General features: G+C 64.0%; 20 protein-coding genes. 19 read left to right on the top strand and 1 reads right to left on the bottom strand.

All coding sequences use genetic code 11. The features are described 5' to 3' along the window. The first annotated feature begins 58 nt into the window (after positions 1-58). The 11 genes from rsmH (at position 59) to ON058_RS07860 (ending at position 13,564) form a co-directional block, all read left to right on the top strand. The gene (gene rsmH, locus ON058_RS07910; protein ID WP_274668508.1) at positions 59-1,042 is read left to right on the top strand and encodes a 16S rRNA (cytosine(1402)-N(4))-methyltransferase RsmH; all 984 of its coding nucleotides are present in this window, start codon (positions 59-61) and stop codon (positions 1,040-1,042) included. Beyond that, positions 1,039-1,449, top strand: a complete 411-nt coding sequence (locus tag ON058_RS07905) for a hypothetical protein (protein WP_274668507.1) — start codon at positions 1,039-1,041, stop codon at positions 1,447-1,449. Before rsmH ends, ON058_RS07905 begins: the two co-directional genes overlap by 4 nt. Beyond that, positions 1,449-3,344 carry a penicillin-binding protein 2 gene (locus ON058_RS07900; RefSeq protein ID WP_274668506.1) on the top strand — a complete coding sequence of 632 codons (1,896 nt, stop codon included), beginning with the start codon at positions 1,449-1,451 and terminating at the stop codon, positions 3,342-3,344. Before ON058_RS07905 ends, ON058_RS07900 begins: the two co-directional genes overlap by 1 nt. A gap of 11 nt (positions 3,345-3,355) precedes the next feature. Next, positions 3,356-4,912, top strand: coding sequence for a UDP-N-acetylmuramoyl-L-alanyl-D-glutamate--2,6-diaminopimelate ligase (locus tag ON058_RS07895; protein WP_274668505.1), 1,557 nt, complete (start codon positions 3,356-3,358; stop codon positions 4,910-4,912). After that, positions 4,909-6,303, top strand: coding sequence for a UDP-N-acetylmuramoyl-tripeptide--D-alanyl-D-alanine ligase (murF, locus tag ON058_RS07890; RefSeq protein WP_274668504.1), 1,395 nt, complete (start codon positions 4,909-4,911; stop codon positions 6,301-6,303). Before ON058_RS07895 ends, murF begins: the two co-directional genes overlap by 4 nt. Further along, a complete protein-coding gene (gene mraY / locus ON058_RS07885; protein WP_274668503.1) occupies positions 6,300-7,397 on the top strand; it encodes a phospho-N-acetylmuramoyl-pentapeptide-transferase in 1,098 nt (365 codons plus the stop codon). Before murF ends, mraY begins: the two co-directional genes overlap by 4 nt. 4 nt (positions 7,398-7,401) lie before the next feature. Beyond that, the gene (gene murD, locus ON058_RS07880) at positions 7,402-8,778 is read left to right on the top strand and encodes a UDP-N-acetylmuramoyl-L-alanine--D-glutamate ligase (RefSeq protein ID WP_274668502.1); all 1,377 of its coding nucleotides are present in this window, start codon (positions 7,402-7,404) and stop codon (positions 8,776-8,778) included. A 9-nt stretch (positions 8,779-8,787) separates the two neighbouring features. Then, positions 8,788-10,011, top strand: coding sequence for a putative lipid II flippase FtsW (gene ftsW / locus ON058_RS07875; protein ID WP_274668501.1), 1,224 nt, complete (start codon positions 8,788-8,790; stop codon positions 10,009-10,011). After that, positions 10,004-11,116 (top strand): glycosyltransferase, encoded by a 1,113-nt coding sequence (locus ON058_RS07870; RefSeq protein WP_274668500.1) that lies wholly within the window; start codon positions 10,004-10,006, stop codon positions 11,114-11,116. The genes ftsW and ON058_RS07870 overlap by 8 nt, the downstream gene beginning before the upstream one ends. After that, positions 11,113-12,483, top strand: coding sequence for a UDP-N-acetylmuramate--L-alanine ligase (gene murC, locus ON058_RS07865; RefSeq protein WP_274668499.1), 1,371 nt, complete (start codon positions 11,113-11,115; stop codon positions 12,481-12,483). The genes ON058_RS07870 and murC overlap by 4 nt, the downstream gene beginning before the upstream one ends. Before the next feature lie 361 nt (positions 12,484-12,844). Beyond that, a complete protein-coding gene (locus ON058_RS07860) occupies positions 12,845-13,564 on the top strand; it encodes a cell division protein FtsQ/DivIB (protein WP_274668498.1) in 720 nt (239 codons plus the stop codon). Here ON058_RS07860 and ON058_RS07855 read toward each other — a convergent pair. Then, positions 13,554-14,057 (bottom strand): DUF1648 domain-containing protein, encoded by a 504-nt coding sequence (locus tag ON058_RS07855; RefSeq protein WP_274668497.1) that lies wholly within the window; start codon positions 14,055-14,057, stop codon positions 13,554-13,556. The two genes, ON058_RS07860 and ON058_RS07855, sit on opposite strands and share 11 nt — an antisense overlap. A 162-nt stretch (positions 14,058-14,219) precedes the next feature. Here ON058_RS07855 and ftsZ point away from each other — a divergent pair, with 162 nt between their 5' ends. The 8 genes from ftsZ (at position 14,220) to ON058_RS07815 (ending at position 20,073) form a co-directional block, all read left to right on the top strand. Continuing rightward, the gene (gene ftsZ, locus ON058_RS07850) at positions 14,220-15,389 is read left to right on the top strand and encodes a cell division protein FtsZ (RefSeq protein WP_274668496.1); all 1,170 of its coding nucleotides are present in this window, start codon (positions 14,220-14,222) and stop codon (positions 15,387-15,389) included. 3 nt (positions 15,390-15,392) lie between these two features. Further along, positions 15,393-16,106 carry a peptidoglycan editing factor PgeF gene (gene pgeF / locus ON058_RS07845; protein ID WP_274668495.1) on the top strand — a complete coding sequence of 238 codons (714 nt, stop codon included), beginning with the start codon at positions 15,393-15,395 and terminating at the stop codon, positions 16,104-16,106. A 147-nt stretch (positions 16,107-16,253) separates the two neighbouring features. Next, positions 16,254-16,736, top strand: coding sequence for a cell division protein SepF (locus ON058_RS07840; protein WP_274668494.1), 483 nt, complete (start codon positions 16,254-16,256; stop codon positions 16,734-16,736). A 19-nt stretch (positions 16,737-16,755) separates the two neighbouring features. Continuing rightward, a complete protein-coding gene (locus ON058_RS07835) occupies positions 16,756-17,055 on the top strand; it encodes a YggT family protein (RefSeq protein WP_274668493.1) in 300 nt (99 codons plus the stop codon). Between the two features lie 90 nt (positions 17,056-17,145). Continuing rightward, positions 17,146-18,045, top strand: a complete 900-nt coding sequence (locus ON058_RS11120) for a DivIVA domain-containing protein (protein WP_342453017.1) — start codon at positions 17,146-17,148, stop codon at positions 18,043-18,045. A gap of 144 nt (positions 18,046-18,189) precedes the next feature. Next, entirely contained in the window at positions 18,190-18,642 is a 453-nt protein-coding gene (locus ON058_RS07825; protein ID WP_274668492.1) for a TraR/DksA family transcriptional regulator, read from the top strand. Continuing rightward, positions 18,639-19,163 (top strand): signal peptidase II, encoded by a 525-nt coding sequence (gene lspA, locus ON058_RS07820; protein WP_274668491.1) that lies wholly within the window; start codon positions 18,639-18,641, stop codon positions 19,161-19,163. Before ON058_RS07825 ends, lspA begins: the two co-directional genes overlap by 4 nt. Continuing rightward, on the top strand, positions 19,147-20,073 hold the full coding sequence (locus ON058_RS07815; RefSeq protein ID WP_274668490.1) for an RluA family pseudouridine synthase: 927 nt from the start codon (positions 19,147-19,149) through the stop codon (positions 20,071-20,073). Before lspA ends, ON058_RS07815 begins: the two co-directional genes overlap by 17 nt.

Here is a 20,073-nt window from a genome sequence, read left to right as displayed (position 1 = left end):
CGTCAGAGAGCCGGAGGGAGACCGGGGGACACGGTGGCAGAGAGATGAGGAGAGACAGATGTCCGATGCGGCTTCGCGGCACCAGCCCGTGATGCTTCAGCGCTGCGTTGATCTCCTTGCCCCTGCGCTCCAGCATGAGGGTGCCGTCGCGATCGATGGCACTTTGGGGATGGGCGGGCACACTGAGGCGCTCCTGGAGCGATGCCCGAATGCCACTGTCGTCGGCATCGACAGGGACCCACAAGCCATCGCCTTGGCGAGCGAGCGGCTGGCTCGATTTGGCGCACGGTTTATTGCCCACCACGCCGAGTACGACGACATGACGGGAGCCGCGGCGGCAGCTGGGGTTGACAAGGTCGACGGCGTGTTGTTGGACCTGGGAGTGTCTTCCCTCCAGATCGACGAGGCAGATCGCGGCTTCTCCTACGCGCAGGATGCTCCGCTCGATATGCGCATGAACCCCCAGGACCCGGTCACTGCCGCAGACCTACTCCGTGACGCGGATCAGAAGGAACTTGCCCGCATCTTGCGGGTGTACGGGGAAGAACGTTTCGCGGGCCGCATCGCCGAATCCATCGTGAAGCGCCGTGAGAGCGACCCCATCACGCGGTCTGCTCAACTGGTGGATCTGGTGCGGGCCTGCATCCCCGCGGCGACACGCACCGCAGGCGGCAACCCTGCGAAGCGCACGTTCCAGGCGCTTCGCATCGCGGTCAACCGTGAACTCGACATTCTCGAGGAGGCGATTCCTGCTGCGGTCGAGGCCGTGGGAGTCGATGGCCGCGTCGTGGTCATGAGCTATCACTCGCTCGAGGACCGGATCGTCAAGAACATCTTCGCTGACGGTGCCACCAGCCAGGCTCCCCCTGGGCTGCCAGTGGTCCCCGAGCAGGACCAGCCCTACCTCCGTCTCCTGACCCGGGGGGCAGAGAAGGCCTCCGCTGAGGAAGCCGAAGCCAATCCCCGTTCCAAGCCTGTGCGTTTGCGCGCCATTGAACGCGTCCGGCTGACGCCGCCGTCGCGACTGAGGAGGACAGCATGAGTGCCGCACCCGTCCGTCAGGCTCGTCCTGTCCATGCTGCGCAGCCGGTCAAGAAGCGCGGCACCGAGCACGCTTCGCCCCGCCGGCACCTGCACGCCGTCTCAGCTCCTGATCAGGCCCGCTCCCTGGCGCCGTTCGCGATCACGTGCATCGTGGTGGTGCTTGCCGCCATGGCTGCGGTCCTTCTGATCAACACGCAGATGGCTAAGGGAGCGTTCGAGCGTCGCGACATTAAGATCGAAATCGCTCAGCTTCACCAGCAGCAGGCCGCTCTGGTAAGCCAGCTCGAAGGGTTCTCGTCGCCGCAGTACTTGGCCAGCGCCGCAGATGAGTTGGGCATGGTGCCCGCCTCCGCTCTGGGGTTCATCTCGATTGAAGACTCGACAGTTCTGCACCAGGGGGAGTAATGACGGATCGCCGCCACAGTCGGCCGCAGGCGCGTCCGTCGAACTCTCGTGGTGCTGGCGCGCGGAAGCCCGTCACCGCACGTCCGTCGCGACCGGGTCAGAAGCGACCTGGCCAGGGAACATCGCAGCGCGTGGGTAACCCCATGAACCGTCAACGCGGATTGACGCTCGGTTCATTGCTGATTCTTGGTGTGATTGCCTTTCAACTCATCATGATTCAGGGGGTCAACGCGGAGGAGCTGTCGGCGCAAGCGCTTGACAACCGCCTTGCTACTGCCACCTTGGATACCCAGCGGGCGGACATCGTGGACCGCAACGGTGTGGTGTTGGCGACCTCGGCAGAGCGGTATCACGTGTTTGTGGATCAGAACGATCTCAAGGAGTGGACGCGAACGCAGAACCAGGAAGTTGTCGCAGAGGGGCCGCTTGATGCCGCCCGGATTCTTGCCCCGATCTTGGGAGTCAAGGAGTCAGAACTCGCGGCGGACTTGGTGGGCGACGCAAGCTTCAAGTACATCGCGAAGTACGTCACTCCGGAAACCTGGGACTTGGTTCGCGAAGAACGCATCGCCGGGATCGACCGTGAGCCCGTGTCCGAACGCGAGTACCCGAACGGGAACGTCGCCGGCAATGTGGTGGGATTCGTTGGCGGCAAGGCGGACGCGGTCGGTGTGAACTGGGGCCTTGCTGGCGTGGAGAAGTCCTATGAGTCAGTGCTGTTGGGGGAGTCCGGTTCGCTGACGTACGAGCGTGGAGGTCAGGGCACCGCCATTCCGACTGGCGTGCTTGATGAGGATCCCGCGACCCCCGGTCAGGACGTGATGCTCACGATCGACCGCGACATTCAGTATTACGCGCAGCAGCGGCTTGAACAGGCGCTTGCTGAGACCGGAGGTCGCCAGGGCATCGTGACCGTTCAGAGCGTGAAGACCGGTGAGGTTCTGGCGTTGGCGGACTCGGGAACGGTCGATCCCAATGACCCGGGGGCGACCGATGCCAGTTCGCGTGGCGCTGCCTCCGTCGAAGATGTGTTTGAGCCGGGATCGACCGCGAAGGCGATCACGGTTGCCGCGGCGCTCGAGGAAGGCCTGGTGACGCCGACCACGCGGTTTGAGGTTCCTTACCGCTACACGACTGAGAACGGCGAGGAGTTCAAAGACTCGCATGAGCACGAGCTGCAGCAGCTCACTACCTCCGGCATCCTCGTGACGTCCTCGAACACCGGAACCGTGAAGATCGGTGAGCAGCTCACTGAAGAGCAGCGGCACCAGTACCTCACCGCGTTTGGTTTTGGCGAACGCACAGGGGTGGGCATGCCTACCGAATCCCCGGGGATCTTGCGTGAATGGCAAGACTGGGACGGCCGCACCGAGTACGCCGTGCTCTACGGCCAAGGTGTTGCGGTCACCGCATTGCAAACCAGCCAGGTGTATCAGACGCTCGCCAACGGTGGAGTGAAGCTGCAGCCCTCACTAGTCAAGGGCTTTGTCGACGCCGACGGCGTCATCACGGAAGCAGAAACCGCTGAGCCAGTCCAGGTGGTGTCGGAAGAGACTGCAGATCAGGTCATGTTGATGCTGGAGGACGTGACCGAGTCAGGCACCGGCGGTCTGGCACGGATCGACGGCTACCGCGTTGCTGGCAAGACCGGAACCGCCCAGGCGGTGGGCCTCACCGGTGAACTGGATTCGATCGTGGCGTCGTTCGTGGGTGTGGCGCCCGCCGACGACCCGGAAATCGTGGTCTCTGTCATCGTGTTCGACCCCTCCAGTTCCATCTGGGGTGGTGAAGTCGCAGCCCCCGTATTCTCTGATGTAGCGACCTTTGCGTTGCAGGCCTTACGTGTTCCGCCCTCGGGACCGGCCGACGAGTTCTACCCGACAACCTGGGAGTAACAGTGGCAGACATGGTGCTGCGTCCCTCGCGAACGGTGCCATCCACCGTCGCGCAGGTCGCCAACCTACTCGGCGTGGAGATCCCCGCCGCCGGTGCAGAAACCACCCTGACGGGTGCGACCGTCGACTCACGGGACGTGCGCCCGGGAGATCTCTTTGGTGCCTTCCCCGGGTTCACTGTCCACGGCGCTCGCTTTGCTGCCGAGGCCGTCGCAAGCGGCGCATCGGCCATCCTGACGGACGTTGAAGGCCTGCGCGTGGTGCGCGACGCTGGTGTGAATGCGCCCGTGGTGGTGGTGGACGATGCTCGGCGCGCCATGGGGGAGGCGGCTGCCCACATCTATGGCAACCCCAGCGACGACCTCACCTTTGTGGGGGTCACGGGAACCAACGGTAAGACCACCACGAGTTACTTCATCCTCAACGCACTCGAGCAGGTTCACGAGCACACCGGGATCATGGGCACGGTTGAACTCCGCATTGGTGAAGAGACCGTGGAATCGCCGCGGACCACCGTTGAGTCACCGGTCCTGCACGGGTTGCTCGCGCGTATGCGCGAGGACGGCGTGACCGCAGCGGTCACGGAAGTGAGTTCGCACGCCGCTGAACTGGAACGGATCTCCGGCGTGACCTTCTCCGTCGCAGTGTTCACGAACCTCCAGTGGGACCACTTGGATTTTCACGGGACCATGGAGAACTACCTCGAGGCGAAGGCGAAGCTCTTTGCCCCCGGACGTGCCCAGCGCGGGGTGATCAACGTCGATGACGAGTGGGGACGGCGCCTGGCTTCTCACGTGCAGATCCCCTGCGAGACGGTTTCCACTCACGTCGAGGACCCGCATGCGGCAGACTGGACTGTCGTCAGCGCCGACATCGGCCTGGATGGGGTGGGTTCGCGTTTCTCCTTTACTGATCCCGACGGCGCGGAGCATGATGCGTTTTCGCCTTTGCCGGGCCTCGTCAATGTGTCGAACTCCATGGTGGCGATCGTGGCCGCCCATGCGGCAGGCCTGACCCTTGAGCAGGCGATCGAGGGCGTCGCTACCGCGCACGGAGTTCCTGGCCGGATGGAGCGCGTCATTGAGCGTTCCGAAGTAGACCCGCTTGCCATCGTGGACTATGCCCACACACCGGATGCGCTCACCCTTGCGCTCGAAGGAGTGCGGCCGATCACCCCGGGACGGTTGGTGCTGATCTTTGGTTCTGACGGCGACCGTGACCAGGGTAAACGCCCCGTCATGGGGGAGATCGCGGCAAGGCTTGCTGACGTCATTGTGTTGACGGACGAGAACCCGCGCTCTGAGGACCCCGCCGCGGTCAGAGCCGCCATCCGTGCCGGCATCGAGAAAGTGCGACCAGACCTCGCGGATGTGCATGAAGTAGAGCCGCGTGTCCTTGCCGTGGAGACAGGGCTACGCTTGGCCGGTCCGCAGGACACCGTCATCGTGACGGGCAAGGGCCACGAGCCTACGCAAGAGATCGCTGGAGTTTTCCACCGATACAACGATCGCGATGCATACCTGCAGGCACACGCCACAATTGTCGCCGAACGGGAAGGCCGTGCATGAGGAAGCTGACAGCGCAATGGATCGCGAACGCCGTCGGTGGTGAACTTGCGGCGGACGTCGATGCCGAAGTCACCAGCGTGGAGAAAGACTCGCGTCTGGTGACGGCTGGTGCGTTGTATGTGGCGTTCGTAGGGGAGCGGGCGGACGGACACGAGTTCGCGCCGCAAGCCTTTGCAGCTGGCGCGTCACTGGCGTTGGTTTCGCAACCGGTGCCGGGGCCCCACGTGCTGGTCGACGATGTTGTGGCGGCGTTGGGTTCCTTGGCTCAGGCATATGTGGCTCTTCTTCGTACCGAGGGGTCGATCACCGTCATCGGCATCACCGGGTCCAATGGCAAGACGAGCACCAAGGACCTCCTCGCGCAGGTGTTGCCCAACGCGATCGCCCCGCAGGGAAGTTTCAACAATGAGATTGGGCTTCCGCTGACCGTATTGCGTGCGGACCCAGAGACTGAGTTCCTGGTGTTGGAGATGGGTGCTTCCGCGCCTGGTGATCTCGCGTACCTCACCGCGATCGCACCCCTCGATATCGCGGTGGTGCTCACCGTGGGGACGGCACATTTGGGTGGCTATGGCTCGCCCGAGGCACTTGCCGAGGAAAAGGCAACGCTGCTGGATGGCCTGCTGCCCGGAGGCACGGCGGTCTTGAACGGCGACGACCCGCGGGTTGCGGTAATGGCTTCACGCGCGGTGTTGCACGAGGACGCGCGCACGACGGTCACGTTCGGCGTGGGCGGTCAGGGCCGTACGTTGACGGCGCGAGATCTTCGCCTGGACGCAGGCCGCGCGTCGTTCGACGTGCAGGGAGGGCAGGAGCACTCTGGCCGGGTCACGTTGTCTCTCATCGGTGAGCATCACGCCACCAATGCGCTTGCAGCCATCGCGGTCGCCACGGTGTGTGGGCAGACGTTGGCCGATGCCGCTGACGCAGTCGCCGTAGCCATGCCGTTGAGCCCCCACCGGATGGCGCTCACCGTGCGAGGCGACGGAGTGCGGATCCTCGACGATTCCTACAACGCTTCCCCCGAGTCCATGAAGGCGGCGCTGCGTGCCCTCAAGGACGTCGCCGATGCAGGACGTTCCTTCGCGGTCGTGGGCGAGATGCTGGAGATGGGCGACAGCTCCTTGTCCGCTCACGATGAGATCGGCCTCGATGCCGTGCGCTTGCGCATCGATCACCTCCTCGTGGTGGGTGCTGGAGCGCGTGCCGCATATGTCTCGGCCGTTCGTGAAGGATCGTGGGGAGAGGAAGCGGCATTCGTCGCTACCATTGACGAGGCTCGCGAGTTCCTCGCGGGGCGCCTGACCAGCGGGGACACCGTGCTGATCAAGGGGTCCCACGGAACCGGGCTGTGGAAGCTAGCTGACGAACTGGTGGGAGAACCTGCATGAGAGCGGTCATTTTCTCTGGAGGTATCTCTCTAGTTATTGCGCTGCTGGGAACGCCGCTGTTTATTCGCTTCCTCATCAAGCACCACTACGGCCAGTTTGTGCGGCACGACGGCCCGGCTTCGCATCTGGTGAAGCGCGGCACGCCCACCATGGGTGGCGTTGTCATCATCTTCGCGTTGGTGATGGGCTGGCTCGGTGGCAACTTGCTGACCGGACGTACCCCCTATGCCTCATCAATGCTGGTGGTCTTCCTCATCGTTGGCCTGGGCCTGGTGGGTTTCCTCGATGACTTCATCAAGATCCGTCGCGAACGCTCGTTGGGCCTGCGTGCGCGGTACAAGATTCTTGGCCAAGCCGTGGTGGGGATCTCCTTCGGAGTCATGGCGTTGCAGTTCCCCAACGATGGTGGTGTGACGCCGGCATCGACGGCAGTGTCCTTCTTGCGTGACACCGCCGTTGACCTCGCGTTCTGGGGACCGGCCGTCGGCATCATCCTGTTCATCGTCTGGTCCAACTTCCTTATCACCGCTTGGTCAAATGCAGTGAACCTGACGGACGGACTCGACGGGCTTGCCACGGGTGCCTCCTTGATCTTCTTTGGCGCCTACACGCTCATCACTATCTGGCAGTACAACCAGTGGTGCGGGTTCGCCTCTGCGAGTTCCCAGTGCTACGAGGTCCGCGACCCCCGCGACCTCGCGATTCTCGCCGCGGCGATTGCCGGTGCGTGCTTTGGCTTCCTATGGTGGAATGCCAGCCCCGCCAAGATCTTCATGGGGGACACCGGCTCGCTCGCCCTTGGTGGCGCGATCGCGGGTCTGACCATCATGTCGCGCACAGAACTCTTGGGCGTCATCATTGGCGGACTGTTCGTCATCATCGTCGCGTCGTCGGTGATTCAGATCGGCTGGTTCAAGATCTCGGGCGGTAAACGCGTGTTCAAGATGGCACCGCTGCATCATCACTTCGAGCTCTTGGGTTGGGGTGAAGTGACGATCGTGATTCGTTTCTGGATCGTCGCCGCGTTGTGCGCCGCTGCCGGCGGAGCGTTGTTCTACGCAGAGTGGATCGCCACTTTGCCGTCAGGTCAGTAGCGCCGTGGCGCAGGTGAACGGCCTGGAGGGCCGTCGCGTTCTTGTGCTGGGGCATGGCGTCGCGGGAGCGTCGGCGCTGCAAGCGTGTCGTGACTTAGGGGTGGCCGCGGAATGCGTTGACCCCAGCGGGAGTGCTGACCACGTCAGTCTCGACACCGTCGATCTGTCCGCGGTGGATGTGTGCATGTCGTCGCCAGGCTTCGCGCCGCATCACCCGTGGGTGACCGCAGTGCAGGAGGCGGGTATCGAGGTCGTGTCGGAGATGGAGTTCGCGTGGCGGGTTCGCGACCCCAAAGCCGCGTGGGTACTCGTCACCGGCACGAACGGCAAGACGACCACGACGCAGATGACAGGCGCGATTCTTGGCGCCGGCGGGATTGATGTTGCGGTCTGCGGCAACATGGGGATCCCGGTGATTGCCGCCGCCCGCGAATCGCATGACGTGCTCGCCGTGGAGATCGCGAGCCTGCAGTTGCACTTCACGTCCACGCTGTCTCCCCATGCCGCCGTGTGCCTCAACGCGGATGAAGACCACCTGGATTGGCACGGATCGGTCGAGGCGTATCGCGCGGACAAAGCGAAGGTGTACGAGCGCGTTCAGGTCGCCTGCGTCTATGGGGCACACGACTCGTTGGTGGAGTCGATGGTTGCCGAGGCAGACGTGGTGGAGGGCTGCCGTGCCGTGGGTGTCACCGTCGGCTCGCCTGCCGTGTCACAGCTGGGCATCGTTGACGATGTGCTGGTTGACCGGGCCTTTCACGATGCGCGTCGTCGCGAGGCCGTAGAACTGGGAGCCGTTGACGATCTTTCCCACCTGGTCGCAGGGACGGTGCCGCCCTATCTCGCCTTCAACGCACTGTGCGCTGCTGCGCTCGCTCGCGCCGTGGGCGCAGCGCCTGAGGCAGTGCGTGACGGACTGCGAGGCTTCTCGCTTGACGCGCATCGGACCGCCTTCGTGGCCCGCGTAGGAGACGTGGACTGGGTTGACGACTCCAAGGCAACGAACGCTCATGCAGCGATCGCAGCGTTCGGCGGCCGCGCGCCTCAATCCGTGGTGTGGATTGCGGGAGGCCTTGCGAAGGGCCAGGAGTTCGACGACCTTGTGCAACGTGTCCACCCGCGGGTTCGGGCTGTTGTCCTCATCGGGGAAGACCCAGAGCCGCTGGCGACAGCGCTCCAGGGACACGCGCCGGATATCCCCGTGACTCGCATTGAGCCGGGAGACACTGTGATGGCGCGGGCCGTGCAAGCGGCCCAAGCGGCGGCGATGCCCGGTGACACTGTGTTGTTGTCACCCGCGTGTGCATCGTTCGACCAGTTCCGCAGTTACGCGGACCGAGGAGAAGCCTTCGCTACCGCGGTGGCCTCGCTAGAGGGATAGGAGGGCGCGATGACGGCAACTGCCTCACGACGCGCCGCCTCCGACACCAACCCTCCTGGTTCGCCGGTCACCACGTACTACTTGCTGGCAGTTGCGACCACGTTGCTGGTGCTGATTGGGCTCGCGGTCGTGTTGTCCGCGAGTTCGGTGACGGCGCTGAAGTTCGACAGCGCGGGTTCGCCCTTCCGGTTGTTTACGAGTCAGGCGATCGCGTTGGGGCTGGGGTTGACGGCCCTGGTCGTCGGTTCACGCGTTTCGGTCGCGCTCTGGAAGCGTGCAGCGCCGTTGGTCTTGTACGCCTCGATGGTGCTGCTTGTCCTCGTGGTTTTTATTGGTGAGGCAGTCGGCGGTAACCAGAACTGGATCATGATTGGTCCGATGAGTTTCCAGCCCTCGGAGCTGGCGAAGCTGGGACTTGCGCTGTACTTGGGTGTGGTGTTGTCGAAGTTCCGCAAGGAGCTCACGACGTTGAAGGGCATCTTGGTGCCCGGTGGGATCATGGCCGCTGCAGTCATCGCGTTGGTGATGCTCGGCCATGATTTGGGTACCACGTTGGTGATGGGACTCATGGTGGCCGCATCGTTCTGGGTTGCGGGTGCTCCCAAGCGTTTCTTTCTGGTGGCGGCTATCGCCGGAGTCGTGCTGGTTGCTTCCGCATTGACGGTGGGTGACAGTCGCGGTGCGCGTATTGACGCGTGGTTGAACCCTGACACCGCTGACCCGGCTGGCGTGGGTATGCAGGCTCTCCATGCACGGTGGGCACTGGCTTCCGGAGGTCTGTGGGGGCTGGGTCCGGGGATGAGTCGGGAGAAGTGGGGCTACCTGCCCGTGGCCGATTCCGACTTTGCTTTTGCGATCATCGGTGAGGAGTACGGACTGATTGGTGCTCTGATGGTGCTGATCGCGTTCGGCATCCTTGCCGTGGCCGTGAACCGTTTGGTGCAGCGCCATCACGACCCGTTTGTGCAAATCGCGTCTGCCGGCATCGGCGCATGGCTCGTGGGGCAGGCTTGCATCAATATTGCGGTGGTCGTGGGTCTGCTTCCGGTGACTGGTGTCCCGCTGCCGTTTATCTCGTCGGGAGGCTCGTCATTGATTGTCTCCCTGGCCGCCATCGGAGTGCTGATGGCGTTTGCCAGACATGAACCTGGTGCGGAGGCGGCGTTTGCTGCCCGTCCCAGCATGTTGCGTCGTTCCATTGCTGTCGTATCGAAGGGTCGCCGTCGTGGCTAGCATCCTCCTGGCTGGCGGCGGTTCCGCTGGTCACGTTAACCCCATGCTCGCAACTGGGCTTGAACTGCGTGAGCGCGGGCACCGTATTGCCGCTGTTGGTACTGAAGAGGGCCTTGAGGCTGATCTTGTGCCGCGTGCCGGCGTGGAGATGCATGTGGTGCCGCGCGTGCCGATGCCCCGTCGCCCTAGTGGAGACTTGGTGCGCCTGCCCGGCAACCTGAATGCCGCAGTCAAGGCTGCGCGGGCTGCCATCGATCAAGTGGGGGCCGATGCCGTCGTTGGCTTTGGTGGCTTTGTGTCGACCCCTGCGTATCTGGCGGCCAAGAAGGCTGGCATCCCGATCGTCGTCCACGAAGCGAACGCTCGCCCGGGTTTGGCGAACAAGGTGGGTGCGCGGTGGGCTGCACGGGTTGGCGCCACTTTGCCGGGTACGCCGTTGAAGGGCGCGCAGGTGACTGGCATGCCGTTGTTGCCGCATGTGCGTGAGTTGGCCGAGGCACTGGGTGACGACCGGGTGGCGTCAGCGTTGCGTGCGGCTGCCCGCGAGGAACTGGGATGGCCCGCGGACGCGCCGGTGCTGGTGGTGACTGGGGGTTCTCAGGGGGCGGCGAGCCTGAACGCGGCTACCGCTGCGGCTGCCGCGACGTTGGTGGACCATGGCGTGTACGTCTGGCACATCACTGGGCGTGGCAAGTCTGCGGAGGCGGACCGTGCCAAGGGCGACTTGGCGGCGGACAAACGAGACATGTACCGCGTTGACGAGTACTGCCACGACATGTCTGCGGTCTACTCCGCGGCCGGTGCGGTGGTGTGTCGGGCAGGTGCAGGCATGGTGGCTGAGGTCACGGCGATGCGCCTTCCGGCCATGTACGTGCCGTTGCCTCACGGTAATGGCGAGCAGGCGTTGAACGCGGTCCCTGCGGTGGAAGCCGGGGCAGGGTCCATGGTGGATGACGCGAAGTTGTCCCCTGTGGTGCTGGAGCTTGGCGCTGAACGCATGCTGCTGGAAGGTAAGGACGGCCAGCAGATGCGGGAGGCGGCTGCTGCGTTCGGGATCGTTGACGGTGCCGCTCGGGTGGCTGATCTGGTGGAGGAGACGCTGTGAGCCGAGTTCATTTCATTGGTGTGGGCGGCTCAGGTATGTCTGCCGTGGCGCGGCTGACGGCTGCTGCAGGTCATGAGGTGAGTGGCAGCGACCAGCGCGCGAGCCACTATTTTGAGGCGCTTCGTGATGCCGGTATGAACGTCACGATTGGTCATGACGCGGCAAATGTCGAGGGTGTGGACCAGGTCGTGATCTCGACCGCGGTCCGTGAGACCAACCCTGAACTGGCGCGTGCGCGTGAACTGGGTGTGGAGATTGTGCACCGGTCTGAGGCGTTGGCCCGTGCGATCGATGACCAGCGCCTGGTGGCGGTTGCGGGCTCGCATGGCAAGACCACGACCTCCGCGATGGTGGCGCATGTGCTGCACGGGAGCGGGATTGATGCGTCCTTCGCGGTGGGGGCACGGGTGTTCGGCATCGAGGGTGCGGTGGCTGGCGGCTATGCCGGCGCATCGGGCATTGCCGTCGTGGAGGCGGACGAGTCTGACGGCTCCTTCTTGCGCTACCACCCGGAGGTCGCGATCCTCCTGAATGTGGAGCCTGACCATCTCGACTACTACGGCACGGTCGAGAAACTGCATGAGGCGTTTACCGCGTTCGCCTCGGACTGCCGGGTGTTGGTGGTGTGTGCTGAGGATGACACTGCCATGGAGATTGCTGGGCGTGCGCAACGCGAGGGCGTGGAGGTCGTGACGTACGGCAGGGGTGACGCCGATGTGGTCGTGACGGAGACAGGGGTATCTCGCGACGGTGTGGACTACCCAGTCGAGGTTCCCGTTCCAGGCGAGCACATGCGGCTTAATGCTGCGGCAGCCTGGGCGGCGGCGACAGCGATGGGCGCCGATGCTGGCGATGCGGCTTCTGCGGTGGCGACGTTTGGTGGCACTGGCCGTCGTTACCAGTGGCGTGGTGAGGCCGCAGGAGTCACGGTCATTGATGACTATGCACACCACCCCACCGAGGTGGCTGCACTGTTAGCGGCCGCCCGTGCTTCCGGCGCGGGTCGCCTCGTGGTGTTGTTCCAGCCCGCATTGTTCTCTCGCACCCAGTTGCACGCCGCAAACTTTGCTCGGGCGCTGAGTGCGGATAACGCGCGCGTGGTGATTGCTGGCGTGCATGGGGACCGCGAGGATCCCATTCCCGGTGTGACGTCACAGTCGATTCTTGACGCCATGGCGGTGCCTGCGGGGTCGGCGGCGGAAGTCGTGGAAGCCCTCGAAGACGCGGCGGCACGCGTCGCGCAGATCGCTCAGCCGGGAGATGTGGTGCTCACGGTGGGATCGGGCCCGGTGACGTATGCCGCGGACTGGATTTTGGATGCACTGCGTGAGCGCGACGGCGGTGGTGAGGGGCAGCCGGTTGAGTAGCGGCCGGCGACCCACTGCTCCGGGCAAGCCCACACGGCCAGCCCGGCCGGCGTCGCCGCGGGCGAGTGAGTCCGCGTCTCAGCCCACCTCGTCTCGGCAAGGTGGAGAGAAGTCGAGCTCCCGGTCGGCGCCACGAACATCGCAGACGCGGTCCTCGTCGGCCCCTGTGGTACGCGACCGGCCCTCCACGTCGGCATCGGTGCGTAAGAAGCCTCAAGCATCGGCGCGTCCGGCTGCGTCGGCACAACCCGGCACCGGCGCGGCTCCGTCATCGCAGCGTGCTGGTGTGCCGCCGACGCCTTGGGCTCGGGTGAGTACACGGCTGTCTCCGTCGGTGGTCACGCACCGCATGGAGGAGCGCTTGCATGAGCGCCGGTCGGTGGAGCGACGGGTGGGCTTCATTAAGTGGGGTAGACGCTTGGGTGTGGTGGCCGGTATTGGGGCCGCCTTGTGGCTGGTGCTGATGTCGCCGTTCCTTGAGTTTGACCCTGCTGATGTCGAGGCGAGCGGGTTCGGGACCGTGGTGGATGAGGCCGCCGTTGAAGCGATTCTGGAGACTCACGACGGGACCGCGCTGGCGATGCTCAATACCTCGCATGTGGAGTCCCAGATTGGTGAGCTCGTGGGTGTGAGTGCCGTGCAGGTGGAGCGGGTGTGGCCGACTGGCTTGCGTGTGGCGATTACACCGTCTGAGCCAGTCGCTGCGATTCCTGCTGCCGAGGGTTTCGCGTTGGTCACTGAGACAGGTGAGCAGGTGAACGCTAGCGACGACGCTCCAACCGATTTGCCCGTCGTCGACGTTCCTGTGGGTGAGGACAACGAGCGCATTCTTTCCGGTGTGCTGGGGGTGTTGGAGCGGACTCCAGCGGATTTGCGGGGGCGCATCGAGAACGTGCAGGCGGAGACCGAGGACTCGATTCACTTTGTGCTGCGGGACGGACCACGCGTGGAGTGGGGGAGTGTGGATCAGACGCCTTTGAAGGCTGAGGTGTTGCAGACACTGTTGGACTCAGACGCTGCGGAGGGTGCGACCGTGATTGATGTGTCCGCGCCAACGTTGCCGACTGTCGTCAAGGATTGAGGCGGGTGGGCTTGCTGGCCCGGTAGGTATCGACGACGCCGGCGATCGTGGTCCCCACGAGTCCGATGAGTCCGAGCGCTATCAACGTGGCTGCGTCGATGCCGAACGCGGAGGCTGTGGCCGCTCCCATGATCATGCTGACCCACAAGGAGCTCCAGACCATCAGGCGCGTGCCAGCGTTGTACACACGCTGCGCGTTACCGGTTGTGACTGCCGTGGGGTAGTTGAACCAGTCCGGGCGTCGCGCCAAGAGCAGGAGGCCTGTAGTCAACAGCGCCCAAGTGCCCAGGAGGACGAGCAGCATCCAGGAAGGTCCCCAGCCGTCGGCTTGGCCAGCTGCGTTCCAGTGGATCGTAATGCGCGATGGCACCTGGTCGAAGAACGCTAGCCCGAGGATGACTCCGACTGCGGTTGCCGTGATGGAGACGGTAGCCGCGGTGGTGGTGAGGGGGCCGAGTTGTGGGGCGAGCCGGGGTCGTGCGGGCGTGTTCATAGGGAGCGAGTATGCCGTGGACGGATGGTTGTCGACAGTTGAACGTACGACACGCGCGCGGCGGTCCAAGAGTTATGGGGGCGTGGGCCGTACCGTCGTGCGTGGAAAGTAGTTGACATAACTATAACCCTCAAGTGGAGGGTTAAGGTTAGGAGAGGGCTCATGGCCGCACCGCAGAATTACATCACCGCCATCAAGGTCGTCGGCGTGGGCGGCGGCGGCGTGAACGCCGTCAACCGCATGATCGACGTAGGCCTCAAAGGGGCCGAGTTCATTGCCATCAACACCGACGCTCAGGCGCTGTTGATGTCCGACGCCGACGTCAAGCTCGACATTGGTCGCGAACTGACTCGAGGGCTGGGCGCCGGCGCAGACCCCGAGGTGGGACGCCAAGCCGCCGAAGACCACGATGACGAGATCGCGGAAGCGCTCAAGGGCGCCGACATGGTGTTCGTGACTGCAGGAGAGGGCGGCGGCACTGGAACGGGTGGCGCACCCGTGGTCGCCAAGATCGCGCGCTCGCTCGGCGCACTCACCGTGGGCGTCGTGACTCGTCCGTTCGGGTTCGAAGGTCGTCGCCGCGCTGACCAGGCCGATGCTGGCATCCAGCGTCTGCGCGAAGAAGTCGACACCCTCATCGTTATTCCGAACGATCGCCTGCTCGACATCTCTGACGCGGAACTCAGCATCTTGGGCGCGTTCGCTGCGGCGGACCAGGTTCTCCAGGGCGGTGTTCAGGGCATTACGGATCTCATCACCACACCCGGCCTGATCAACGTGGACTTCAACGACGTAAAGTCGGTCATGAAGGACGCCGGCACCGCTCTCATGGGGGTTTCGTCCTCGCGCGGTGAGAACCGCGCCCTCGCCGCCGCAGAAGGTGCCATCGCCTCACCGCTGCTGGAAGCCTCGATTGAGGGTGCCCACGGTGTGCTGCTGTCGATTGCCGGTGGCACCAACCTCGGTATCAAGGAAGTGGAGACCGCGGCACGCCTGGTGCGTGAAGCCGCCCACCCCGAGGCCAACATCATCTTCGGAACCGTCATCGACGACTCGCTGGGCGACGAACTGCGTATCACCGTGATCGCCGCTGGTTTTGATGGTGGAATGCCCACCGTGCGCAAGCACGAGGGTGCGCTCGGTGGCATCGAGGGCGCGACACCGGCCCCGGCTGCAGCGATCGTCGAACCCGTGGACGCACCGGTCGAGCAGTCGACCGTTCCGGAGCCGTTGGACGCTGAGGAACCAGCCCCCGTCACGGACGCCATTGACGTCAGCAAGGCCCGCGTACGCGAGGCCGATGCTCTCGACATCCCCGACTTCCTCCGGTAGAGAGTGATAGACGCGGGTCTGCCGGTCCGCGCCTTCTTCACCACGCGCACCGGCGGCGTATCTGACAAGCCATACGACAGCCTCAACGTGGCTACCCATGTGGGTGACGACCCCGAGGCCGTCGCTGCCAATCGGCAGCGGGTCAGTGACGCCGCCGGTGCGCGTGTGTCATTTCTGAATGCAGAGCACGGCATTCGGGTGGCGTGGGTGACAGAGCCTGGACAGCAACCTCCGCCGGCAGACGTGCTCATCACCACGACCCCTGGGGTGGCGTTGGGCACCATCGCCGCCGACTGCGTCCCGGTACTCCTGCATGATCAAGCCTCGGGTGCGGTCCTCGCGATCCACGCGGGCCGACCGGGGGTCTATGCCGGCGCGATCGATGCTGCGATGGCGACGCTGATCGACCTGCGCGGCCGCGGGACCGCTCGCGACGTGGTGAGTGCGGCGATTGGGCCTGCAGTGTGTGGCCGATGCTACGAAGTTCCTGAACAGATGCGTGCAGAGGTCTCGGAACGACACCGGTCCGCATTCTCCACCACCTCATGGCGCACCCCGGCGCTCGACCTGCCGCGGGCCATTGAGGCTCGCCTGGGCGAGCTGGGTGTCCGCACGATTGTGCGAGTACCAGCGTGTACTCGGGAGGATCCACGGTTCTTTTCTCACCGACGTGACGGACTTACGGGCCGTTTCGCAGGGGTAATCGTGCATCCCTAACGAAGTTTCGGCGTGACGTTGTGGGATTCCTCACTAGCGCGTTGCGCTCCGACCCCTCAGACACGCGGCGTGTCGCTCCCGATTCCGGTTCCGTCAGCGCCGTACCGTGGGGGTAACAACCTGGCAATTCAGTTAAGGAGCGGTCACATGAGCGCCATGCGCAAGGCGATCCAGTACCTGGGCTTCGACACGTCGCAGCACGAAGACTACGACTACCAAGACGAGGAACTGGCCCCCGTGACGCACCTTCACGATGTGTCCGAGGTCCGCGAGAAGTCTGAAGCCCGCGCCGTCCGTGCTGAGCGCCCCGAAGGTCGGCGTGCCGGCTCCTCGGTGTCGGCCCAGGACCTCCGCCGTATCCAGACGGTCAAGCCGCGCACGTACAACGATGCGCGCCTGATCGGTGAAGCGTTCCGTCAGGGTGTGCCCGTGATTATGAACCTCACCGAGATGTCGGACGCGGACGCCAAGCGTTTGGTCGATTTCGCCGCCGGACTGTCGTTTGGACTCCACGGTTCGATCGAGCGTGTGACCACGGCGGTCTTCCTCTTGTCGCCCGCACACGTAGAGATCGGGATCGACGAGGAGCCCCCGGCTCGTGTCGAGAGCGAGTTCTTCAACGAGCACTAGGGTCAGTTAGGCTCACTGCGTGGTTCTTGTTCTTGGCGCGCTTCGATTCGCGGTCTATCTTTTTCTCCTTGCGTTGCTTGCACGCATGATCATCAGTTGGGTCATGGTGTTTTCGCGTGACTGGAGGCCCCGTGGTGCGATGCTGGTCGTGGTGGAGTCCGTCTTCACCGTGACAGATCCACCTCTTAAAGCTCTGCGTAGCCTCGTTCCTCCGCTGCGTTTGGGCGGGGTACAACTTGACTTGGCGTTCATGCTGCTCTTCCTTGGCTGCCTCATCGTGGACGGTGTCATCGCCGCGATGATTGTCGCCTTGGGCTAACTCATGTTCTTGCCGATACGTATATAGAGTGAAGTACAAGCAGTTCGAACCTGACCCTTGCGGTTCGAGCGTGATTCAAGGTGGTCGACTATGGCTCTGCTGACTGCAGAGGACGTTCTCAACAAGGCGTTCTCGAAGACGAAGTACCGTGAAGGATTTGATCAGGACGAGGTCGACGACTTCCTCGATGAGGTCGCACAGACCATCTCCTCGCTGATTGCTGAGCGCGATGACCTGGCACAGCGCCTTGCGCAGGCGCAGGCTGGCCAGCCCGCGGCGGCTCCCGCTGCCGTTTCCGCTCCCGTCGTGGACGAGCCCGTCCGCGAGAACACGAACCTGCTCCAGGCGGCGACCGACCCGACGCCTCCCACGGCAACTGGCATGCTCGCCATGGCGCAGAAGCTCCACGATGAGTACGTTGCTGCAGGCGAGACCGAGCGTGACCGCATCATTGATGAAGCCAAGGTCAAGGCTGAGTCGATCGTGGGCCAGGCCGAAACCGATGCCAAGGCGCGGCTCGACGAACTCTCCGCTGAGCGCACCGATCTTGAGTCGAAGATCGACGACCTCCGTCGCTTCGAACGTGACTACCGTTCGCGTCTCAAGGGCTACCTCGAGAACCTGCTGGGCGACCTCGAGCACGGTGCAACCGGCGCATCGGCCGCCCCTGTGGGTGGCGATGTTGCTCCCGGCGCCTCGTTCAACGAAGCTCCCGTGGCAAGTGCGCCTGCCGCACCCGCGCGTGCTTCCTTTGGTGCGGCAGTGAGCGCAGGACAGCCGTCCTTCGGTTCTGCCGCTACTGACTCGTCCGTCGCATCGGCGGTCTCGGCGCAGTCTGCAGTGACCGACGAAGGCGACGCACCCGCACCCAGCCCGTGGGCGCAGGTACGTCCGCAGAGTGCGCCGAGCGCAGAAGCGGAAGAGACCACCACGCCCTGGGGTGCTTCGCAGTACACGCCCCGCGTAGAGCCGCGCGACCCGAACGCCTAAGAGGTTGAGGCGCTAGTCGACACACCACGACGCCGCTACAGATTCTGGGAATCTGTAGCGGCGTCGGTGCGTTGAGGGGCGTGGCGCTTTGCGCCGCGGCAAGAACCGGACTAGTCTCGCGTCACTAACCGAAACGGGGATGGAATGACCAGCACAGATTTCACGGTCGTGGTGATCGATCCGGCCGAGCTCAAGGCGGCCGACGCCAAGAAGCTCGCTGTTCGCGACGGAGACGAACCGTGGAAGCTCGCGGAACTGCGAGAGCTTGTCGCGACACTGAACGATGACGCTCAGCGGTTGGCAGCGGAGTACGAGGGTGTGGAGCACGATCTCGACGACCTCCTCCACACCTCGGAAGGTGCTGGTGACGACCAAGCCGACATCGGCTCGAGCGCGCTGGAGCGCGAGCACGAGATGTCGATCGTGAACAACACTCGCGACATGCTTGAGCAGACGTCCGATGCTTTGCGCCGTGTGCGCAAGGGCACCTACGGCACCTGCGCCAGCTGTGGCGAAGGTATCGGGAAGGCCCGTTTGCAGGCCTTCCCGCGTGCGACCCACTGCGTCACGTGTAAGCAGCGCGAGGAGCGTCGTTGACCTGGCGACCCGCATTCTGGCTCGTCGCTTTTGTCGTCGTACTGATTGACCAAGCCACTAAGCAGTGGACGCTCAACAACCTGGTTCCAGGGGAGCGCCATGAGGTCTTGGGTGACTTCTTGTCGATCCAACTAGTGTTCAACTCGGGCGCGGCATTCTCGCTTGGAGATAACTTCACGTGGGTGCTGACCATTGTCGCGCTAGCCATCACGGTGGGAATCATCGTGTATGCGCGGCGCGCGCAGACCTCACTTGCGGTGTGGTTGTTCGGTATTGGCTTGGGTGGTGCGATCGGCAACCTGATCGATCGACTCTTCCGCGACCCCGGGTTTGGCCAGGGACACGTCGTCGACATGATCAACTACAACGGTTGGTTTGTGGGCAACGTTGCGGATATCGCGATCGTCGGAGTGGCCGTGGCCTTCCTCGTGATGAGCCTGATGGGCAAGCAGATCCTGAGCACACCCGCCGTCGATTCGTCAGACGACGGTGCGACCCCTCAGAATGAGGAACGTGGCTGATACGCGATACCTCCCCGTTCCGGATGCTGTGGTAGGGGACAGGGCTGATGCTGCGCTTGCGCGCATGCTGGGTTTGAGCCGCACTAAGGCAGCCCAGCTACTTGAAGAAGGGGCCGTCTCCATGGATGGCCGTGCCCTAGCAAAATCCGACCGTGTGGCCGATGGCATCGTCGTGGTGGATTTGCCGGATGAGCGCGAAGCAACTCCGGAGCCGGAGATCCCCGGGGGCCTGGCGATCGCTTACGAGGACGACGACGTCGTGATCGTGGACAAGCCTGTGGGGGTGGCTGCACATCCGTCACCGGGCTGGAGCGGTCCCACTGTCGTGGGCGGCTTGGTGTCCGCTGGCGTCCGTGTGTCGGAACTTGGCCCACCTGAACGTCAGGGGATTGTGCATCGACTCGATGTCGGAACCTCCGGCCTGATGGTGGTCGCGAAGTCAGATATCGCGTACTCGACGTTGAAGCGTGCCTTCAAGGAACGCACGGTCGAGAAGATCTACCACGCCGTGGCTCAGGGCCATCTGGACCCCACCGAGGGCACCATCGATGCGCCCATTGGACGTCACCCCAAGTCGGACTGGAAGTTTGCAGTCCGCCAAGACGGCAAAGCGTCGATCACACACTATGAAGTGATCGAGATGTTCCCCGCGGCGTCGCTCCTTGAGATTCATTTGGAGACTGGCCGCACGCACCAGATCCGTGTCCACATGTCTGCGATGCGGCATCCGCTCGCGGGCGACATCACCTACGGCGCAGACCCCACGCTTGCGGCTCGCCTGGAGCTGACACGCCAGTGGCTTCATGCACGTGAGCTGGCCTTTGCGCATCCGGCACACGGTGAGGAGGTCCGGGTGACGTCGCCCTATCCGGCCGATCTGGACGCCGCTCTGGTGGTGCTGAGGGGGTAG

The organism is Demequina sp. B12 (genome assembly GCF_028823635.1).
In the GTDB taxonomy this organism is placed as follows: Bacteria; Actinomycetota; Actinomycetes; order Actinomycetales; family Demequinaceae; genus Demequina.
This window is presented reverse-complemented; position numbering and strand designations above follow the sequence as displayed.